This window comes from Pseudomonas sp. W2Oct36, assembly GCF_041060465.1.
Taxonomy (GTDB): domain Bacteria; phylum Pseudomonadota; class Gammaproteobacteria; order Pseudomonadales; family Pseudomonadaceae; genus Aquipseudomonas; species Aquipseudomonas graminis_B.
In genome coordinates, this window is sequence record NZ_JAUERW010000006.1 from 1 (window position 1) to 19619 (window position 19619).

General features: G+C 62.1%; 11 protein-coding genes. 6 read left to right on the forward strand and 5 right to left on the reverse strand.

The window, feature by feature from the left end:
* Window positions 1-230 precede the first annotated feature (230 nt).
* The 3 genes from recC to recD are packed head-to-tail and all read left to right on the forward strand — an operon-like array spanning window position 231 to window position 9495.
* Window positions 231-3716 (forward strand): exodeoxyribonuclease V subunit gamma, encoded by a 3486-nt coding sequence (recC, locus tag QWI18_RS10755; RefSeq protein WP_369318811.1) that lies wholly within the window; start codon window positions 231-233, stop codon window positions 3714-3716.
* Window positions 3713-7411 (forward strand): exodeoxyribonuclease V subunit beta, encoded by a 3699-nt coding sequence (recB, locus tag QWI18_RS10760; RefSeq protein ID WP_369318812.1) that lies wholly within the window; start codon window positions 3713-3715, stop codon window positions 7409-7411. The genes recC and recB overlap by 4 nt, the downstream gene beginning before the upstream one ends.
* On the forward strand, window positions 7408-9495 hold the full coding sequence (gene recD / locus QWI18_RS10765) for an exodeoxyribonuclease V subunit alpha (protein ID WP_369318813.1): 2088 nt from the start codon (window positions 7408-7410) through the stop codon (window positions 9493-9495). The genes recB and recD overlap by 4 nt, the downstream gene beginning before the upstream one ends.
* Before the next feature lie 3 nt (window positions 9496-9498).
* Here the strand turns inward: recD and QWI18_RS10770 are convergent, their stop codons facing one another.
* The 5 genes from QWI18_RS10770 to QWI18_RS10790 all read right to left on the reverse strand — a co-directional run bounded on the left by QWI18_RS10770 (window position 9499) and on the right by QWI18_RS10790 (window position 15398).
* Entirely contained in the window at window positions 9499-11049 is a 1551-nt protein-coding gene (locus QWI18_RS10770) for an amino acid ABC transporter permease/ATP-binding protein (RefSeq protein WP_369318814.1), read from the reverse strand.
* A gap of 164 nt (window positions 11050-11213) precedes the next feature.
* Window positions 11214-12032: an ABC transporter substrate-binding protein gene (locus QWI18_RS10775; protein WP_296315997.1), complete on the reverse strand. Its 819-nt coding sequence runs from the start codon at window positions 12030-12032 to the stop codon at window positions 11214-11216.
* A 74-nt stretch (window positions 12033-12106) separates the two neighbouring features.
* Window positions 12107-13171 (reverse strand): isopenicillin N synthase family dioxygenase, encoded by a 1065-nt coding sequence (locus QWI18_RS10780; RefSeq protein WP_369318815.1) that lies wholly within the window; start codon window positions 13169-13171, stop codon window positions 12107-12109.
* A 13-nt stretch (window positions 13172-13184) separates the two neighbouring features.
* A complete protein-coding gene (locus tag QWI18_RS10785) occupies window positions 13185-14036 on the reverse strand; it encodes a sugar phosphate isomerase/epimerase family protein (RefSeq protein WP_369318816.1) in 852 nt (283 codons plus the stop codon).
* Window positions 14037-14450: 414 nt separating this feature from the next.
* A complete protein-coding gene (locus QWI18_RS10790; protein ID WP_369318817.1) occupies window positions 14451-15398 on the reverse strand; it encodes a LysR family transcriptional regulator in 948 nt (315 codons plus the stop codon).
* A 187-nt stretch (window positions 15399-15585) separates the two neighbouring features.
* Between QWI18_RS10790 and QWI18_RS10795 the strand changes: the two genes are divergently transcribed.
* The 3 genes from QWI18_RS10795 (at window position 15586) to mmsB (ending at window position 19502) form a co-directional block, all read left to right on the forward strand.
* Window positions 15586-16914, forward strand: a complete 1329-nt coding sequence (locus QWI18_RS10795) for an MFS transporter (protein WP_192132469.1) — start codon at window positions 15586-15588, stop codon at window positions 16912-16914.
* A 57-nt stretch (window positions 16915-16971) separates the two neighbouring features.
* Entirely contained in the window at window positions 16972-18498 is a 1527-nt protein-coding gene (locus tag QWI18_RS10800; protein WP_369318818.1) for a CoA-acylating methylmalonate-semialdehyde dehydrogenase, read from the forward strand.
* A gap of 113 nt (window positions 18499-18611) precedes the next feature.
* The gene (gene mmsB / locus QWI18_RS10805) at window positions 18612-19502 is read left to right on the forward strand and encodes a 3-hydroxyisobutyrate dehydrogenase (RefSeq protein ID WP_192132465.1); all 891 of its coding nucleotides are present in this window, start codon (window positions 18612-18614) and stop codon (window positions 19500-19502) included.
* Window positions 19503-19619 lie beyond the last annotated feature (117 nt).

Genomic DNA, 19619 nt, shown 5'->3' on the forward strand with positions numbered 1-19619 from the left:
TGGGGTTTCCCCATGTGAGAGTAGGTCATCGTCAAGATTAAATTCCAGAACCCCATTTGCGAAAGCAGATGGGGTTTTGTTTTTGCGCGCGGAAATAGCTGCCAACCTCTTATCGCTGCATCACCACCCATAAGGGAATGTTCGCCAGTCGCCCTAGCAACATCGAACGCTAACAAGTCCGCTCCCTCTGGTAGTCTTCTTCCTCTTTTGAAAGACCAAGGGGCGCAGCTATGCCGGTGACATCCAATCTTAACCCCGGATTTATGGTGGTCCATGGGAATCGCCTGGATGAGCTGCGTGGCCTAGTGGTGTCATGGATGCGGCGTTACCCGCTGACGCCCCTTGAGAACGAAGTGGCGCTGGTACAAAGCAACGGTATTGCTCAATGGCTGAAGCTCGCGTTGGCCGAAGATGCACAGGACGATGATCAAGGGGGTTGCGGCATTGCCGCTGCGATTGATGTGCAGTTACCTGGCAGCTTCATGTGGCAGCTGTATCGGGCGGTGTTGGGCAAGGCCGAGATTCCGGAAACCTCGTTACTCGATAAAGCTCCCTTGACCTGGCGTTTGATGCGATTGCTCCCAGGCCTGATCAATCAGCCACACTTCGAGCCACTGCAGCGATTCCTGACGGCCGATACGGACCTGCGCAAGCGTTACCAACTGTCCGAGCGACTCGCTGACCTGTTCGACCAATATCAGGTGTATCGCGCCGACTGGTTGGAAGACTGGGCTGCTGGCAAGCACCAACTCAGGACCGGTCGGGGAGAGGCAAAGCCGCTGAAAGCAGAGAACTGCTGGCAAGCCGAACTGTGGCGTGCGCTGCTCCATGATGTCGGGGCAGAGGGCATGGCCCAGAGCCGTGCCGGTGTGCATCAGCGTTACATCGAGCGCATCAACAGCCTGACCGAGGCGCCGGCCGGTTTGCCTGCGCGGGTTATCGTTTTCGGTATTTCCTCATTGCCGGCCCAGGCACTAGAGGCGCTTGCCGGGTTGGCTCGTTTCAGTCAGGTCCTGCTCTGCGTTCATAATCCTTGCCGCCATCACTGGGCAGACATCGTGGCTGACAAGGATCTCCTGCGTCACGAATACAAGCGTCAGTCGCGAAAACCCGGCATGCCGGTGGTGCTGAATCCTGACGCGCTGCACCAGCACGCTCACCCCTTGCTGGCGGCGTGGGGCAAGCAGGGTCGTGATTACATCAATCTGCTGGACAGTCATGACGACCCAAACAGCTACCGATCGATTTTTCGCGACGGGCGCATCGATCTGTTTAGCGAGAGCGAGCCCACGACCCTCCTGAACCAACTCCAGGACGATATCCTCGAACTGCGCCCTTTGAGCGAGACCCGTGACGTCTGGCCGCCCGTGGACATCAAGACTGACCGCTCCATTCGCTTTCATGTCGCCCACAGTGCCCAGCGCGAAGTGGAGGTGCTGCATGACCAACTGCTCGCGCGCTTCAGCAAGGATCCGGACCTGCGTCCCCGGGACGTCATCGTCATGGTGCCGGACATCGACAGCTACGCTCCCCACATTCGTGCGGTATTCGGCCAGCTGGACCGTGACGATCGCCGCTTTATCCCCTTCACCCTCGCCGACCAGGGCCAACGCGGCCGTGATCCGCTGCTGATCGCCGTTGAGCATCTGCTGAAAATTCCGGACAGTCGATTCCCGGTCAGTGAAATCCTCGATCTGCTGGACGTTCCCGCATTACGCGCGCGGTTCGGCATTGATGAGCGTGACCTGCCAACCCTGCATCGCTGGATTGAAGGGGCGGGTGTGCGGTGGGGGCTCAATGCAGACCAACGCGAAGGGCTGGGTCTGCCGGAACAGCTTGAGCAGAACAGCTGGCATTTTGGCCTGCGTCGCATGCTGTTGGGCTACGCCGTCGGTGCGGGTGCGGCTTACGACGGCATTCAGCCGTATGACGAAATCGGCGGGCTGGACGCGGCTTTGATTGGCCCTCTGGTGTCCCTGATCGATGCGCTTCAGGTCGCGCACAACGAACTCTCCCGGCCCGCCACACCCGCCATATGGGGCGCGCGCCTTCAGGCGATCATGCAGCTGTTCTTCATGGCTGACAGCGAGCATGACGACTACCTGCTCAGTCAGCTGGAAACCCTGCGCGAAACCTGGCTGCAGACCTGCGAGACCGTTGCCCTGGAAGAAGAGCTGCCCTTGACGGTCGTGCGTGAAGCCTGGCTGGCCGGGCTTGATCAAGGGCGGCTATCCCAGCGCTTTCTGGCCGGTTCGGTCAACTTCTGCACGCTGATGCCGATGCGCGCGATTCCTTTCAAAATCGTCTGCCTGCTGGGCATGAATGACGGCGATTACCCCCGAGCGCAGCCGCCGCTGGATTTCGATCTGATGGGCAGCGACTACCGTCCCGGCGACCGTTCCCGGCGTGAGGATGATCGTTATCTCTTGCTCGAAGCGTTGCTGTCTGCACGTGATCAGCTGTACATCAGCTGGGTCGGGCGCAGCATTCGCGACAATTCCGAGCGGCCGGCTTCGGTGCTCATCGGGCAGCTGCGCGATCATCTGTCCAGCGGCTGGCGACGGGCCGATGCCATCGAGCCCGAGGACGATAAAAAGCGTGATCCGGGGCAACAGTTGCTGCACAAACTGACCGTTGAACATCCGCTCCAGCCATTCAGTGCCAAATACTTCCAGGAGAACCCCGAGTTCTTCAGCTTCGCCCGTGAGTGGCAGGTGCTGCACGAAGCCGTCATGGAAGCGGGTGAAACAAAAGCGCTGAAAAAGCACCAGCAGGAAGAGCCCTTGAGCCTGATGCAGTTGCAGGATTTCCTGCGCAATCCGGTGAAGCACTTCTTTAGTCAGCGCTTGAAGATATTCTTTGAGGTCGCCGAGGCGCCATTGGCGGACGAGGAGCCTTTCGTGCTCGACGCGCTTGAGCGCTATGGCCTCAGCGACAGCCTGTTGCAAGCAGCGCTAACAGATCCTGAGCACATTCAGGAATCCCTATATGCTCAGGCAACGCGCTTGCAGGGAAGCGGCTTGCTGCCGATGGCCGGCTTCGGCACGTTGCTTCAGGATGAATTGATCGAACCGCTGCCCGACCTCGTCGCCCGTTATCACGAGCTACTGATTCGCTGGCCGGTGCGGCTGCACAGCGCGCTGCCGGTCAGTTATCAGCATCAGGGCGTCGAGCTCGATGGCTGGGTCGATGGGCTTTATCAGAACCCTCAGAACGAGTTACTCGCGATCACCGCTATTCCCAATGCCATCGCCAGCAAGAAGACGCGCAAGTGGCATCGTCTGACCAAGCCGTGGGTGAACCACTTGGTGGCCTGCGCGTGCGATCTGCCGTTGACCACGGCGCTGGTGGCCAGCGACGAGACGCTTTTGCTGCCGCCGCTGGACAAAGACACCGCCACGCGCACGCTGAATGACCTGCTGCTTGCCTGGCATCAAGGCATGCAACGACCGCTGCCGATTGCGGTCAAGACGGCGTTTGCCTGGCTAGGGCAGAACGATGAGGCCAAAGCCGACGCTGCCGCGCGCAAGGCCTATGAAGGCGATGGCCAGAACAGCAAGGGTGAGCGTGCTGAAAGCACCGCCCTGGCGCGTCAGTTCCCGGACTTCGACGCGTTGCTGGGCAGCGAGGAATTCGTGGGCTGGTGCGAGGCGCTGTACAAACCGATTTTTGAAGCGCCCTGGCAGGCACTTTCTCGCGAGGAGGCCGGCGCATGAGTGACGCACAACAACCATTGGCCCTGCGCTTCCCGCTGAAAGGCAGCCAGCTGATTGAGGCCAGCGCCGGCACCGGCAAGACGTTCACCATCTCGGCGCTGTACCTGCGTCTGGTGTTGGGGCATGGCAGCGAGGACTCAGGGTTTGGCCGTGAGCTGTTGCCGCCGCAGATTCTGGTGGTGACGTTCACCGACGCGGCGACCAAGGAACTGCGCGACCGCATTCGCACGCGACTGACTGAAGCCGCGCGGTTCTTCCGTGAAGAAATTGAAGCGCCCGACGCGTTGATCGCTGGCTTGCGGGATGAGTTCGCCATTGAGCAATGGCCCGCCTGCGCCAGCCGTCTCGACATCGCGGCGGAGTGGATGGACGAAGCGGCGGTATCGACCATTCACAGCTGGTGTCAGCGGATGCTGCGCGAGCACGCCTTCGACAGCGGCAGCCTGTTCACCCAGAGTCTGGAAACCGATCACACCGATTTGCTGAGCGAAGTGCTGCGCGATTACTGGCGCAAGTTCTGCTATCCCATGAGCGGTGACGCGCTGATCTGGGTGCGCGAGAACTGGGGCGGCCCTGCGGCGCTGCTGCCAAGGGTGCGCGCGTTGTTCGGCAGTGAGCGGGCGAGCGTGACGCAAAGTCCGACGCAGATCATCGAGCAGTCGATCCAGGAACGGCGCGAAACCCTCCGCCAGCTCAAGGCGCCCTGGGCCAACTGGGCCGCGGAGCTGCACGCGATCTGCATCGACGGCGTCGCGTGCAAAGTCGTCGATGGTCGCAAGATGCAGGAGCGTTATTTCCGGCCTTGGTTCGACAAGCTGATTGCCTGGGCCAATGACGATGAGCAGGAGCAACTCGACCTTGGCACCGGTTTCACTCGGCTGACGCCCGACGGCATTGCTGAGGCGTGGAAGAACAATCCGCCGTCGCACCCGGCGTTCGAGGCGATGGTCGAGCTCAAGGTGGCGCTGGACACGCTGCCAACGCCCGATGCGGCGGTGCTCGAACACGCAGCTCAATGGGTCGGCGCCCGCTTTGAAGAAGAGAAGCGACGCCGCGCGGAAATGGGTTTCGACGACATGCTGCTGCGCCTGGATGCGGCATTGCGCGGAAGTGGCGGCGAGCGCCTGGCGACCCTGATCCGCGAGCAGTTTCCCGTCGCCTTGATCGATGAATTCCAAGACACCGACCCGGTGCAGTACCGCATTTTCGACGGCATCTACCGGCTTGAGGCCAACGACGAAAGCACTGGCCTGTTCCTCATCGGCGACCCGAAGCAGGCGATCTACGCCTTTCGCGGCGCCGACATCTACACCTACTTGCGCGCCCGGCAGGCCACGACCGGACGCTTGCACACGCTGGGCACCAACTTCCGTTCCAGCCACGCGATGGTCGATGCGGTGAACCACGTGTTCACGCGCGCGGAAACGAGCGAGGCCGGTCGCGGTGCGTTCTTGTTCCGCACGCCTGAGGACAATCCCGTGCCGTTTCTGGCAGTCGGGTCTCAGGGCCGTAAAGAGACGTTGCAGGTCGACGGTGAGGTCCTCGCGGCGCTCAACGTCTGGCAGCTGGAAACCGATCAGCCGGTGTCGGGCACGGTCTATCGTCAGCAACTGGCGGCGAGTTGCGCCAGTGAGATCGTCCGTTTGCTCAACGCCGGTCAACAAGGGCAAGCGGGCTTTGCGAAAGCTGGGGAGCCGTTGAAGAACCTGTTGCCCGCCGACATCGCGATTCTGGTGCGTGACGGCAAGGAGGCTCAGGCCGTGCGAGGCGAGTTGTCGGCGCGGGGCGTGCGCAGTGTGTACCTCTCGGACAAGGACTCGGTGTTTGCGGCGCAAGAGGCCCATGACCTGCTCGCCTGGCTCAAAGCCTGCGCCGAGCCTGACGCCGAGCGAACCCTGCGCGCGGCCTTGGCCTGCATCACCCTTGCGTTGCCGCTGGCCGAACTTGAGCTGCTGAATCAGGACGAACTGGCGTGGGAAAACCGCGTCATGCAGTTCCGCGATTACCGGCGCATCTGGCGCACCCAAGGCGTGCTGCCCATGCTGCGTCGGCTGCTGCACGACTTCAAACTGCCGCAGGCGCTGGTTCAGCGAACCGATGGCGAGCGTGTGCTGACCAACCTGCTGCACCTCAGCGAACTGATGCAGCAGGCCGCCGCCGAGTTGGATGGCGAGCAGGCGCTGATTCGTCATCTGAGCGAGCACTTGGCGCTGTCAGGTCAAGCGGGAGAAGAGCAGATCCTGCGCCTCGAAAGCGATGAACAACTGGTCAAGGTGGTGACCATCCACAAATCCAAAGGCCTGGAATACCCGCTGGTGTTCCTGCCCTTCATCTGCTCGACGAAGCCAGTGGACGGCAGCCGTTTGCCGCTGCACTTTCACGACGCCGATGGCCACGCGCAGATCAGCCTCAAACCCACGCCTGCGCTGATCGAGCAGGCGGATGACGAGCGTCTGGCGGAGGACCTGCGTCTGTTATATGTGGCCCTGACCCGCGCGCAACACGCGTGCTGGCTGGGCGTTGCCGATCTCAAACGCGGCAGCAACAGCGCCTCGACACTCCATCGTTCGGCGCTGGGCTACTTGCTTGGCGGCGGGCAGAAGCTGGCTGAATCGGTGGCGTTGGGGCAGTGGCTGCGTTCGCTGGCAGAAGGTCATCCCGCCGTTAAGGTTGAGCCTGTGCCGCTGCCCACGACCGAGTCCTTCAGCGCGCCGCGCAGCGAGGTCGCGTTGAGCAAGCCGCGCGTGCCCAGGCGCAGCGCTCGGGAGAACTGGTGGATTGCGTCCTACAGCGCGCTGCGCATCGGCGACACCATCACCGACAGCGGCGATCAGTCGCCAGACAGCCCGCAAGCGCAGAAGCTGTTCGACGATGAGCGTCTTGCCCCGGATGCGCCGCGGGAGGTGATGGTCAGCGGCGGCGATATCCACCGATTCCCGCGCGGCCCCAACCCCGGCACCTTTCTGCACGGCTTGCTGGAATGGGCCGGTGAGAAGGGCTTTGCCGAAGCGACGGCTGATCCGCTGGCGCTGGAGAAAGTCGTCGCCCAACGCTGCAACCGGCGCGACTGGAAAGGCTGGATCAACACGCTGACCGACTGGCTGCAGCATCTGCTGACCCTGCCGCTGCGTTTGGGCACAGACGTACAGCCCATGGCCTTGTGCGAGCTGGATCAGCCGAACCAGTACCGCGTCGAAATGGAATTCTGGTTCGCCTGCTCGAAGGTCGATGTGGCGCAGATGGACGCGCTGGTGCGCCGCTACACCCACAACGGCGCCCCTCGTGCGGCCGCTGAGACGGTTTCGCTGAACGGCATGTTCAAGGGCTTCATCGACCTGACGTTCGAGCACGAAGGTCGTTACTTCGTCGCCGACTACAAATCCAACTGGCTGGGCGTCGACGACGATGCCTACACCGAGCAGGCGATGGAAAACTCGATTCTGGAGAACCGCTACGACCTGCAATACGTGCTCTATCTGCTGGCCTTGCACCGTCAGCTCAAAGCGCGTCTTGCCGATTACGATTACGACCAGCACATGGGCGGAGCGGTCTACCTGTTCGTGCGCGGCAGTCGCGCAGCGAGTCAGGGCGCGTGGTTTACCCGACCGCCCCGCGCGCTGATCGAAAGTCTCGATCTGCTGTTTCAGGGCCGAGCGCCGATTACGGAAGACGTGCTGTCAGGAGACCTCGTATGAACCGCACCTTCGCTCACTTGATGCCCACGGCGCTGGACGCCGACAGCCTGGCCGACCTGAAACCCCTCAGCCGCGTGGAGGATTTGCTGCTGTTGCTGCAGCGCTGGGTCGAACGCGGCTGGTTGCGCGCGCTGGACAAAGCCTTCGTGGCGTTTCTGGCCGACCTTGATCCTGCCGCCGATTCCCTAGTGCTGTTGGCGGCCACGTTGACCAGTCACCAGTTGGGTCACGGCCACGTTTGCCTGGACCTCTACGAAACCCTGAAAGAGCCGGACTTCGCTTTGTCGCTGCCGCCCGAGGGTGATGTGTTGTCGACGCCGATGCTGTTGCCGTCCTCACTGCTCAAATCGCTGGACGGCGCAACGTGGTGCAAGGCGCTGGAAGCCAGCGCGCTGGTTGCTCACGCGGGGGATGTCTCTGAAGCGGCGGCGCAGAGGCCGTTGGTTTTATCCGATCGGCGCCTGTACCTGCGCCGTTACTGGACCTATGAGCGGCGGATCGATGCGGCGTTGCGTCGTCGGCTGGCTCAGGTGGAAACGGGGTTCAGCGATTTGCCCCAGCGGCTGGATGCGCTGTTCGGCCCGGCCAACCCCGCGCCTGACGCGTTGATCGACTGGCAAAAGCTGGCCTGCGCCCTGGCGACCCGTGGCGCTTTCAGCATCATTACCGGGGGCCCCGGCACGGGCAAGACGACCACGGTCGTGCGTTTGCTGGCGCTGCTGCAATCGCCGGCGGTTGAGCGCGGCAAGCCGTTGCGCATTCGCCTGGCGGCACCGACCGGCAAGGCCGCGGCACGGCTGACCGAGTCGATCAGTCATCAGGTGCAGTCGCTGCAAGTGCCGGAAGACGTGCGGCAGAAAATCCCCAGCGAAGTCACCACGGTTCACCGCTTGCTGGGCAGCCGTCCGGGCACACGGCATTTTCGTCATCACGCGGGCAACCCGCTGCCACTGGACGTGCTGGTGGTGGATGAAGCTTCGATGATCGACCTGGAAATGATGGCCAATCTGCTCGACGCGCTGCCGCCCCATGCGCGCATGGTGCTGCTGGGCGACAAGGATCAATTGGCGTCAGTTGAGGCGGGCGCCGTGCTGGGCGATTTGTGCCGCGATGCGGAGGCGGGGATGTACAGCCCGCAGACCCAGGCGTGGCTTGAATCGGTCAGTGGCGAGGATCTTTCCAGAAGCGGTTTGCAGCAGGGCGACGATCAGCATCACGCGTTGGCCCAGCAAGTGGTGATGCTGCGCCATTCCCGGCGCTTCGTCGCGGGCAGCGGTATCGGTCAGTTGGCCAAACTGGTCAATCAGCAGCAGGACCAGGACGCGCGTGCATTGCTCGCGGCTCGCCAGTACCCGGATCTGTTTTCCCTGGTGCTCAAGGGAGAGCAGGACCGTGCGCTGTCGCGGCTGTTGCTCGACGGTCACGGCGATGGCCCACAAGGCTACCGTCATTATCTGGGCGTGATGCACGCGCAGCGGCCGCAAGACCTGACGCAGATCGAAGACCCGCGCAGCGTCGAGTGGGCGCGGCAGGTGCTGAACGCGTTCGATGAGTTTCAGCTGCTGTGTGCCGTGCGCAAAGGGCCGTGGGGCGTGGAAGGGCTGAACCGAAGGATCACTGAAACGCTGTTCAGCGCCGGGCTGATCGAGAGTGATCATCAGTGGTACGAGGGCCGCCCGGTATTGATGACGCGCAACGATTACGGGCTGGGTTTGATGAACGGCGACATCGGCATTGCCCTGCGTCTGCCCGAGGGACCGATCGAGGAGAACCGTCAGGCGCTGCGTGTCGCGTTCCCCCGTAACGACGGCAGCGGCGGGGTGCGTTTCGTGCTGCCGAGCCGGCTCAATGACGTGGAAACGGTGTACGCGATGACGGTGCACAAGTCCCAGGGCTCGGAGTTCGCCCACACGGCGCTGATCCTGCCCGAGGCGCTGAACCCGGTGCTGACCAAGGAGCTGATCTACACCGGCATCACCCGGGCCAAGCACTGGTTCAGCCTGATCGAGCCGCGCCAGGGCGTGTTTGAAGAAGCCCTGCGGCGCAAGGTCAAGCGCCTGAGCGGGTTGATGTTGGGGCTGTGAGGCTCACGCCTCTTTGAGCGCAGGCGCTGATTGCGTAACGGCGTGATCCAGCCCCATGAACGTGCGCACGCGCGCGCCGCACTGGTCGGCAAGAATCGTTTGCGGTGCTGCGTCGACCTGCACGATGCCGTTTTCCATGAAGATCACCCGGTCGGAAATCGACAGGGCGAAGTCCATTTCGTGAGTCACGATGAGCATGGTCATGCCTTCCTTTGCCAGGTCGGCGATGACCTTGAGCACGTCGCCCACCAGCTCCGGGTCCAGCGCAGACGTCGGTTCGTCGAACAGCATGATCTGCGGGTCCATGGCCAGGGCCCGGGCAATCGCCACGCGCTGTTGCTGACCGCCGGATAATTGATGGGGGTATTTGTGCGCGTGGGCCAGCAGCCCGACCTTGTCGAGCAGGACGTAGGCGCGTTGCTCGCTGACGTCGCGGTCGCGGCCGTGATACCGCGGCGCGAGGGTCACGTTGTCGAGGATGGTGCGGTGGGGGAACAGGTTGAAGTTCTGAAACACCATGCCAATGCGCTGTACGCCCCGGCGAATCTGCGGCGCGTTGGGGTTGTCGCCGGCGTGAATGTAGCCCTCGCCAAACAGGATGATCTCGCCCTTGTCGATGGTTTCGAGGCTGTTGACCGTACGAATCAGCGAGGTCTTGCCCGAGCCTGACGGGCCAATGATGGAAATGACCTGCCCGGCGTCCACCTCCAGATTGATGCCCTTGAGCACTTCATGCTGCCCGTAGCTTTTATGGATGTTGACCAGTTGCAGCGCCGGTGCCGAGCCCGGTCCTGTTGTCGGCTGGCGCACCACCGTGGGCTGCACGACCAGGCTGGCGCGCAGGTCAGTCAGGGCAGTGTCGTCGAGGGTCTGCGGCTTGCGATTGCTCAGCTCCAGGTGCTGCTCAAGCCAGTGAAACAGCCAGCCGAACACCGTCACGATCATCACGTAATACACCGCGACGGCCGACAGCGTTTCCATGACTAAAAAGTTTTGCGCGTACAGGCGTTGGCCCACGGTGAGCAGTTCGGTGAGGGAAATCACTGACACCAGCGAGGTCAGTTTCACCACGGTGATGTATTCATTCACCAGCGTCGGCAGGGAGATACGGAACGCCTGGGGGATGACGATAAGCCGCTGCATGCCGATCAGACCGACGCCCAGGGCGCGGCCGGCTTCTTTCTGGCCCTTCGCAACAGAGATCAGGCCGCCCCGGTGAATCTCCGCCATGTAAGCCGCTTCCGTGACCACCAACGCAAGGAGGCCCGAATAGAAGGGGTTGGACAGCACGTCGCGGGTGACCGGAAACATCTGCGGCAGGTTGTAGGTAAACACCACCAGCACCAGCAGCGGGACACTGCGGAAGAACCAGATATAAATCGACGCCGGCACGCTGATCCAGCGCGCGGTCGACAGCTTGGCCGAGGCCAGCAGGAAACCCAGCAGCATACCGATGAACCAGCCCAGCGCGCTGAGCTCGATCACGGTGATGCAGGACTCCCAGAAGTCAGCGACCGAGAACAAAGAAAAAAAGTAGGACCATTCGAATTGCATACACACCTCAGCAGGGCGGGGCCCGGCGGGATTCTCTTATCAGACACGATCCCTGTAGGAGTGAGCTTGCTCGCGATGACTTCGGCACAGCCGACCCACCTTCATCGTCTGTCACGGCCAATCGCGAGCACGCTCACGCCTACACGGGATGAAGCATCAAGCCGTCAGTTGGCAGGCTCTTCCAGGTTGTATTTCTTCAACAGCGCAGCGTATTCGCCGGATTTTTTGGTCTCGTCGAAGGCCTTGAGCAACGCCTGATACAGCTCGTCATTGCCCTTCTTCACGTAGATGCCGAGCGTCTGCTGGTAGATCGAATGCTCGGTGCTGACCACCACGCGGCCTTTGGTGCGTTCGGCGATCATGCCGGCGGCGCCGTCGATTTCCACTTGCGCCTGAACGTTGCCCGACAGCAGCGCCTGGGTCACTTCCGGTGCCGACGGGAATTCGCTGACGGCGACCGGGCCTTTGCCCTTCGGCACGCAGTATTCGGCGGACAGCTTGTTGAACTGGGTGACCCACGTGGTGCCTTTTTCCAGGCCGATTTTCAGCCCGCACAGGTCTTCCGGCACCTTGGGTTTGAGCGGACTGTCCTTGAGCACCATGATCGCTGCGCCCGTTACGGCGTAGGGAATGGTCTGGGCCTGGGTCTGGCGCTCCGGCGTGATGTACATGCCCGAAATGATCGCGTCGTAGTGCCCGGCATTGAGGCTGAGGATCAGGCTGGAGAATTTGGTGTCGACAAACTCGGCCTTGAGGTCCATGTGCTTGGCGAGCAGGCGTGACAGGTCCGGGTCGGCACCAACGACGTTCTTCTTCTCGTCGTAGGATTCGAAGGGCGGGTAGGTGATCTCCATGCCGACCTTGAACTGCCCGGGCGTCACCGTGGTGGCAGCCTGAGCGGCGGTTGCAGCAAACAGGGACGCGCCGAGCACGGCAGAGGCAAGCACGGTCAAGCGGACAGCAGTGTTCAGAGTGTTGCGCATCGTCGGTGACTCCACGTCAGGAAGGTAGGGCTGGGTGTGCTGATTAGTCGGGCGGGGCAGAGGGACGTACCGCATCACGATGCGTCATGTGTCTGATTCTTCAGGTGGCCGAAGCTCGACGGCTTGCGTGCCTTTTCGTACAACTTGATTTCGCCGTTCTCGACCTTGCGCCGCAGGTACTGGTAGGTCTGCAGCGCCTGACCGAACATGTGCTCGCCGATGGTGATCTCTTCGTAGTCGGCCGTGCCCTTGTCGAACTGCGGAAGGGGCTTGATCTGGGTGTGGAAGTCGCAGGCGAAGAACAGCGGAAACGAATAGCGCTCCTCGCTGACGGTGCGTACCCGGTGAGCCGTAGCAACGAACGTACCAGCGGTCATGACCTCCAGCATGTCGCCGATGTTGACCACGAACGCGCCGTCCACCGGCGGCGCGTCGATCCATTGACCCAGGTCGTTCATCACTTCAAGACCGGGCTTGTCGGCCAGCAGCATGGTGAAGCACTCGTAATCGGTGTGCGCACCAATTCCGGGCGCGTCCTGGGCGGCGCCGTCGAACGGGTAATGAATCAAACGCAGCTTGGAGGGCGGACGGGTGACCATCCCTTCGAAGTAGCCTTCCTCCAGGCCCAGCGCCAGCGCAAAGCCGTCGAACAGGCGGCGGCCCAGGGCAAATACTGCCGCGTAATACGCCTCCACCGCAGAGCGAAAACCGGGCAGGTCCGGCCATTCGTTAGCGCCGATCAGCGGGGTTTTAGCGATCACCAGCGGGTCTTCGTCGCCCACTTCAAAACCGATATCGAAGGCTTCCTTGTGGTCCGGCTTGCCCTTGGCGTACACCTCTTCGCCCTCGGGTACGAAGCCTTTGTGGCTGCGTGAAGTGCCGATGTAGTGCTGCATTTTGTAGTCGAGGGATTGGGCGAACAGGTCCTTGGCGGCCTGGCGCAGATCGTCGATCAGCGACGGCGCGATGCCGTGATTCCTGACGTAAAGAAAACCCACTTCCCGCGCCGCCTTGCCCAGTTGGTCGGCGACGGCCTGACGCAGGGCGACGTCGGGGCTGAACAGCCCGGCGATATCGACCACCGGGATGCTGCTGAAATTGGCGACCTTTGGGGCTGCCGCGTGCGACGGATCTGGCATGACGAAACGCTCCTTATCGGCTTGTTGTGTGGGTGAAGCGCTGGAAATGTTCGCGTTCGGTCTGGCCCATCCACACGTTCAGCGACCAGAGATCGGCCACCGGTACATTGGTGAAGGGCAGGTGATGCAGATAGCCGTCGGCACCGAATTCAGGCGTCATCGTGCTGACCTGACAACCCCGCGAATGCTGGGATTTCCACACGGCTTCCCAGTGCTGCTGATGGAAAGCCAGCTCGCGGGCGTACTCGGGGGCAGCGGGATGGGGGACTTGCGGGCCCTGGTCGTAGCCGACCCGGGCCTGAATGTGATGAACGCGCTCGACGAACGCGCTGAGGTCGTCTTCGGGGTCGTCGAGCAAACGCTCGCAGGCGACGATCCAGTGACTGATGTCGCTGGTAAAGCGCAGATCGGGCAACTGGCGGATCAGCTCAAGGGTGACCCAAGGATTGAAAAGCGAGCGCGCGCGGTGGGTTTCAAAAGTGACCGTCTGCCCGTGCTTGCGTGCGACCTCCAGCGCCTGACCGAAGAAGTCCACCTGCTGCGGCAATTGCCAGCGATCGTTGCCGGCCAGCACGTTGACGAAGCGTGGCGCCAGTTCGGTTGACCAGGCGAGCTTCTGCTCTAGGTCAGTGAGGTGTTCTGCGGTGGTCGCTGATTGTTCCGGGAGGACATCGTAGGCGGTGAAAACGGTGGCGATGTAAGGCACGTGATTGGCGCGCAGGAAGGCGCCGAATTCCGCGCGCTCCACCGGCGTCAGCGGCAGGCGTGCTTCCATGCCGTCGAACCCGGCTTCCAGCAGCTCATCCAGCGCCTGGGCCTTGCTGGAGCGGTAGCCCCAGAGCGTGCGGAAGATTTCCAGTTTCATCGAGCGTCCTCAAAGATTGCGTCGTGCGGCTGACGTGTGACCCCAGACAGGGCTCCGCCACGGCGCAGGCCGAGACGGGGTACAGTGGCAGTCACATCAGAAAAGGCAATCTTCGGGCCGTGTCTCTACTGGACGGGCTCCTTTATTGGGGCCGATCTTAGATTCGGCCGATGAACGGGAAGAATAGGAAAGCTTAAATGCATAGTTCAGAGATTTCTGAACTATGACGGGGAGGGGCCTTCTAGACGGCAAATCCTGCGCGTACCCCGTAGGAGCAAGGCTTGTCCCGCGATCTGCCGGGTACCGGCAGCAGGAGCAGCAGATGTATTTTTTCCTGATATACCGCGGGAGTCGGGACGACGACTGCGTCGCCGATCGCGGGACAAGCCACGCTCCTACACAGGCTCGGCAGGTCTAATCCACAAACGCCATCCGCCCGGTCTTGCCCAACAGAAACGCCTGATTGCGCTCGGTGGCCTCGCGGATGTAGTCCCACAACAACGTAATCCGCTTGAGCTTTCTCAGGTCCTCCCGGCAGTACATCCAGAACTGCCGCGTGATATCCACCTCACTCTCCAGCACCGGCAGCAGTCGCGCATCCTGCGCCGCCAGAAAGCACGGCAGAATCGCCAGCGCTCGTCCCTGCAATGCAGCGACGTATTGGGCGATGACGCTGGTGCTGCGCAGGGTGGCATGGGCGCCGGGGAGGAGGTTGCTGAGGTAGAGCAATTCCGAGCTGAAGGCCAGATCGTCGACGTAGCTAATAAACGGATGGTCAGCGAGGTCTTCGGTCTTGAGGATCGGCGCGTGGTTGTCGAGATAATCCTGGGTGGCGTAGAGCCTCAGGCTGTAGTCGCACAGCTTGCAGCACACGTAAGGCCCGTGCTCCGGACGCTCCAGCGCGATAACGATGTCTGCCTCGCGCTTGGACAGGCTGATGAAGTGCGGCAGCGGTAGGATATCCACTGAAATGGCCGGGTACGTGTCGGTGAAGTGACTCAATTGCGGGGTGATGAAGAAGCTGCCGAAGCCTTCAGTGCAGCCCATGCGCACATGCCCCGACAATGCGACGCCGGAGCCGGACACCTGCTCGCAGGCGATGTGCAGCGTGCTTTCGATGGACTCGGCCGCGCCCAATAATCGCTGGCCTTCTGCCGTGAGGATGAAGCCGGTGTTGCGGGATTTCTCGAACAGCAGCGTGCCCAGTGACGTTTCCAGCGAGCTGATCCGTCTCGACACCGTTGTGTAGTCCACCGCGAGGCGTTTGGCCGCGGAACTGGCCTTGCGCGTGCGCGCCACTTCGAGGAAAAACTTCAGGTCATCCCAATTGAGGGCGCTCAAGGACGTGATGTTTTTTTGCATGTTGAACCTGCTTTTATGTGCGTTCTTATTAGAAGTTTGCACATCTATACTCCGAAGCGCGGCCGGATCCAACCAGCCCTTTAATGCCTGATGCAGTGCCTGAATCCAACGAGGAAACGCCCCGGCAAATCGCTCTACCCCCAAACGCCATAACACCCTGCACAACAATAAATAAGCGGAGGAGTTTATGAAGAACGCTATTACGGCGGACGCTGGCGCACTCGATGCCAGTCCCGTGAAAAACGCCCGATCCTACCGGCTTGCCGGCGCGGCGAGCATGGCTGGCACGACCATCGAGTGGTACGACTTTTTCCTCTACGGCACAGCTGCCGCACTGATCTTCAACAAGATCTTCTTTCCTGCACTGGACCCGATCATCGGTGTGCTGGCGGCGTTCGCCACCTACGCCGTGGGCTTTCTCGGCCGGCCGCTGGGCGGCATTGTGTTCGGTCATTTCGGCGACAAGATCGGGCGCAAGTCCATGCTCCTGTTCACCCTGATGCTGATGGGCATTCCGACCATCATCATCGGCCTGATTCCGACCTACGAACAGATCGGCTATTGGGCCGCAGTGCTGCTCGTCGCGATGCGTTTCTTGCAGGGCATGGCCGTCGGCGGCGAGTGGGGCGGGGCGGTGCTGATGGCCGTCGAACATGCGCCCGAGGGCCGCAAAGGTTTCTACGGCAGCCTGCCGCAAACCGGCGTTGGCGCAGGGCTGGTGCTGGCGTCGCTGGCGATGGGCATGGTCGCCAAACTGCCGGAGGCCGACATGCTCAGTTGGGGCTGGCGGATTCCGTTTCTCGCCAGCGTCGTGCTGCTGGGCGTGGGCTGGTTGATTCGCTTGAAAGTGCCGGAGTCGCCCGATTTCGAGAAGCTCAAAAAAGACAACATCGCCGTCAAGGTGCCGCTGTTCAAAGTGTTCCGCGAGCACCCGAAAGAAACCCTGACCATCATCGGCGCACGCACCGCCGAGAATGCCTGGTTTTACATGTCGGTGACCTTCGCGTTGGCGTACGCCGCCAACCAGTTGCTCATCCCCCGCGCTGACGTGCTGAGCGCGATCACGGCTGGCGCTGCACTTTCTCTGGTCACGATGCCGCTGTGTGGGCACCTGTCCGACAAGGTCGGTCAGAAACGTCTGTATTTCGCCGGGCTTTTGCTGCTCTGCGCCTTCGTTTATCCGTTCTTCGCCATGCTCGGCACCCGCGAACCGCAGATGGTGTGGTGGGCGATGGTGTTGGCGGTGGGCGTGGTCTTCCCGATCCTCTACGCGCCGGAATCTCTGCTGTTTGCCCGTCAATTTCCGGCGGAAATTCGCTACAGCGGCATCTCCGTCTCGGTGCAGTTGGCGGGCGTTCTGGGCGGCGGATTCGCGCCGATGATCGCCACGCAATTACTGGCCATGGGCGGCGGCAGTCCGCGCTACGTGATCGCCTACCTGATCGGCATGGCGCTGGTGGCTTTGGTCTGTACCGCGCTGATGAAGCGCGATCCCCCTCGCCATCGCGCTGCCTGAAATCGACTTTTTTCAGCGCGGCCAGGCCGGCGCGCTGCCTTGAATGGAGCAATGGCAATGAACGTGTCACTGAACAAACACAACACCACCGTGGCCCGCGTGAAGCTGCTGATCGGCGGTGAATGGGTTGAGTCGCAAACCACCGAGTGGCTCGACGTGGTCAACCCCGCCACCCAGGAAGTGCTGGCCCACGTGCCCTTCGCGACGGCCGCCGAGGTCGATGCCGCTGTCGCCGCCGCGCAGAAGGCATTCACCACCTGGCGGCACACGCCTATAAGCGCCCGCATGCGCATCATGCTCAAGTTGCAGGCGCTGATTCGCGAACACTCCAAACGCATCGCCGCCGTACTCAGCGCCGAACAGGGCAAAACCATCGCAGACGCCGAGGGCGATATCTTCCGCGGCCTGGAGGTGGTCGAGCACGCGTGCTCCATCGGCACACTGCAGATGGGGGAATTCGCCGAGAACGTCGCCGGTGGCGTGGACACCTACACGCTGCGTCAGCCCATCGGCGTCTGCGCAGGGATCACGCCGTTCAACTTCCCGGCGATGATTCCGCTGTGGATGTTCCCGATGGCCATTGCCTGCGGCAACACCTTCGTGCTCAAGCCATCCGAGCAGGACCCGATGTCGACCATGCTGCTGGTGGAGCTGGCGGTTGAGGCGGGCGTGCCAGCGGGCGTGCTCAACGTTGTGCATGGCGGCAAAGAGGTGGTCGACGGGATCTGCACCCACAAGGACATCAAGGCGGTGTCCTTCGTCGGCTCGACGGCGGTGGGCACTCACGTTTACGACCTGGCGGGCAAACACGGCAAGCGCGTGCAGTCGATGATGGGCGCGAAGAACCATGCCGTTGTGCTGCCGGATGCCAATCGCGAGCAGACCCTCAACGCACTGGTCGGCGCCGGTTTCGGTGCGGCGGGTCAGCGCTGCATGGCGACGTCGGCGGTGGTGATGATCGGCGCGGCGAAGCAGTGGATTCCCGATCTGAAGGCGCTGGCGCAGAAGCTCAAGGTGAACGCGGGAAGCGAGCCGGGTACCGATGTCGGGCCGGTTATCTCAAAGCGCGCGAAACAGCGGATTCTTGATCTGATCGAAAGCGGCGTTCAGGAAGGTGCGACCCTCGAATTGGACGGGCGCGGTATCACGGTGGCAGGTTTTGAGGACGGCAATTTCGTCGGGCCGACGCTGTTCACCGGCGTGACGACGGAGATGCAGATCTACACTCAGGAAATCTTCGGGCCGGTGCTCGTGGTGCTGGAGGTCGATACGCTGGATCAGGCCATCGCCCTGGTCAACGCCAACCCGTTTGGCAATGGCGTCGGGCTGTTCACTCAGAGCGGTGCGGCGGCGCGCAAATTCCAGAGTGAAATCGACGTGGGTCAGGTCGGCATCAATATCCCGATTCCGGTGCCGGTGCCGTTCTTCAGCTTCACCGGGTCGCGCGGTTCGAAGCTGGGGGATCTGGGACCGTACGGCAAACAGGTGGTGCAGTTCTACACTCAGACCAAGACCGTCACCAGCCGCTGGTTCGATGACGACAGCGTGAATGACGGCGTGAATACGACGATCAATTTGCGTTGAGTGCGACGCGCTTTGAGCGGGCCTTGCTTGCTCGCGATCGCTTCGCGAGCAAGCTCGCTCCCACAAGGGGCCTGCGTCGCCGGTGGCACTGGAATTGAACAAGGAGAACAACCATGAAAATCGCCTTCATCGGCCTGGGCAATATGGGTGCGCCGATGGCGCGGAACCTGATCCGTGCCGGGCATCAGCTGCATTTGTTCGACGTCAACCAACAGGTCTTGTCCGAGCTGGCCGAATTGGGCAGCCGGATCAGCGAGTCGCCCAAACATGCGGCTCAGGGCGCCGACCTGGTCATCACCATGCTTCCGGCCGCCGCTCACGTTCGCGCGGTTTACCTGAATGAAGACGGCGTACTGGCTGGCATCAGTGCAGGGGTGCCGGCGGTGGATTGCAGCACGATTGATCCACAGACCATCCGCGATGTGGCGGCGGCAGCGGCGAAACAAGGCGTGGTGGTCGGCGATGCGCCGGTGTCCGGCGGCACTGGCGGCGCGCAGGCCGGGACGCTGACGTTTATGGTCGGTGCGAGTGTTGAACACTTCACGGTGCTCAAGCCGATCCTGGCGCAGATGGGCCGCAACATCGTCCATTGCGGCGAGGTCGGCACCGGGCAGATCGCGAAGATCTGCAACAACATGCTGTTGGGCATTTCCATGATCGGCGTGGCGGAAGCCATGGCGCTGGGCAATCGCCTGGGCATCGACACCGGCGTGCTGGCGACCATCATCAACAGCTCGACCGGCCGGTGCTGGAGCTCGGAGATGTACAACCCCTGGCCCGGCGTCGTCGAAACCGCCCCGGCGTCCCGTGGTTACACCGGAGGGTTTGGCGCAGAGCTGATGCTCAAGGACCTGGGCCTGGCAACCGAAGCCGCCAAAGCCGCGCGCCAACCCGTGATTATGGGCGCGCTGGCGCAGCAGCTGTATCAGGCGATGAGTTTGCGCGGTGACGGAGGCAAGGACTTTTCTGCGGTGGTTGAGGCGTACATCAAGGAGGAAAACTGAGGGTGCACATCCGCCGGCCTCTTCCCGGCTAAAGCCGGTCCCACTAGGTAATCGAGTACATCCTTGGGGCTCGCGATTCCACTAAGGTTTTGCATGCGCCGCACTACGTTGTGGGAG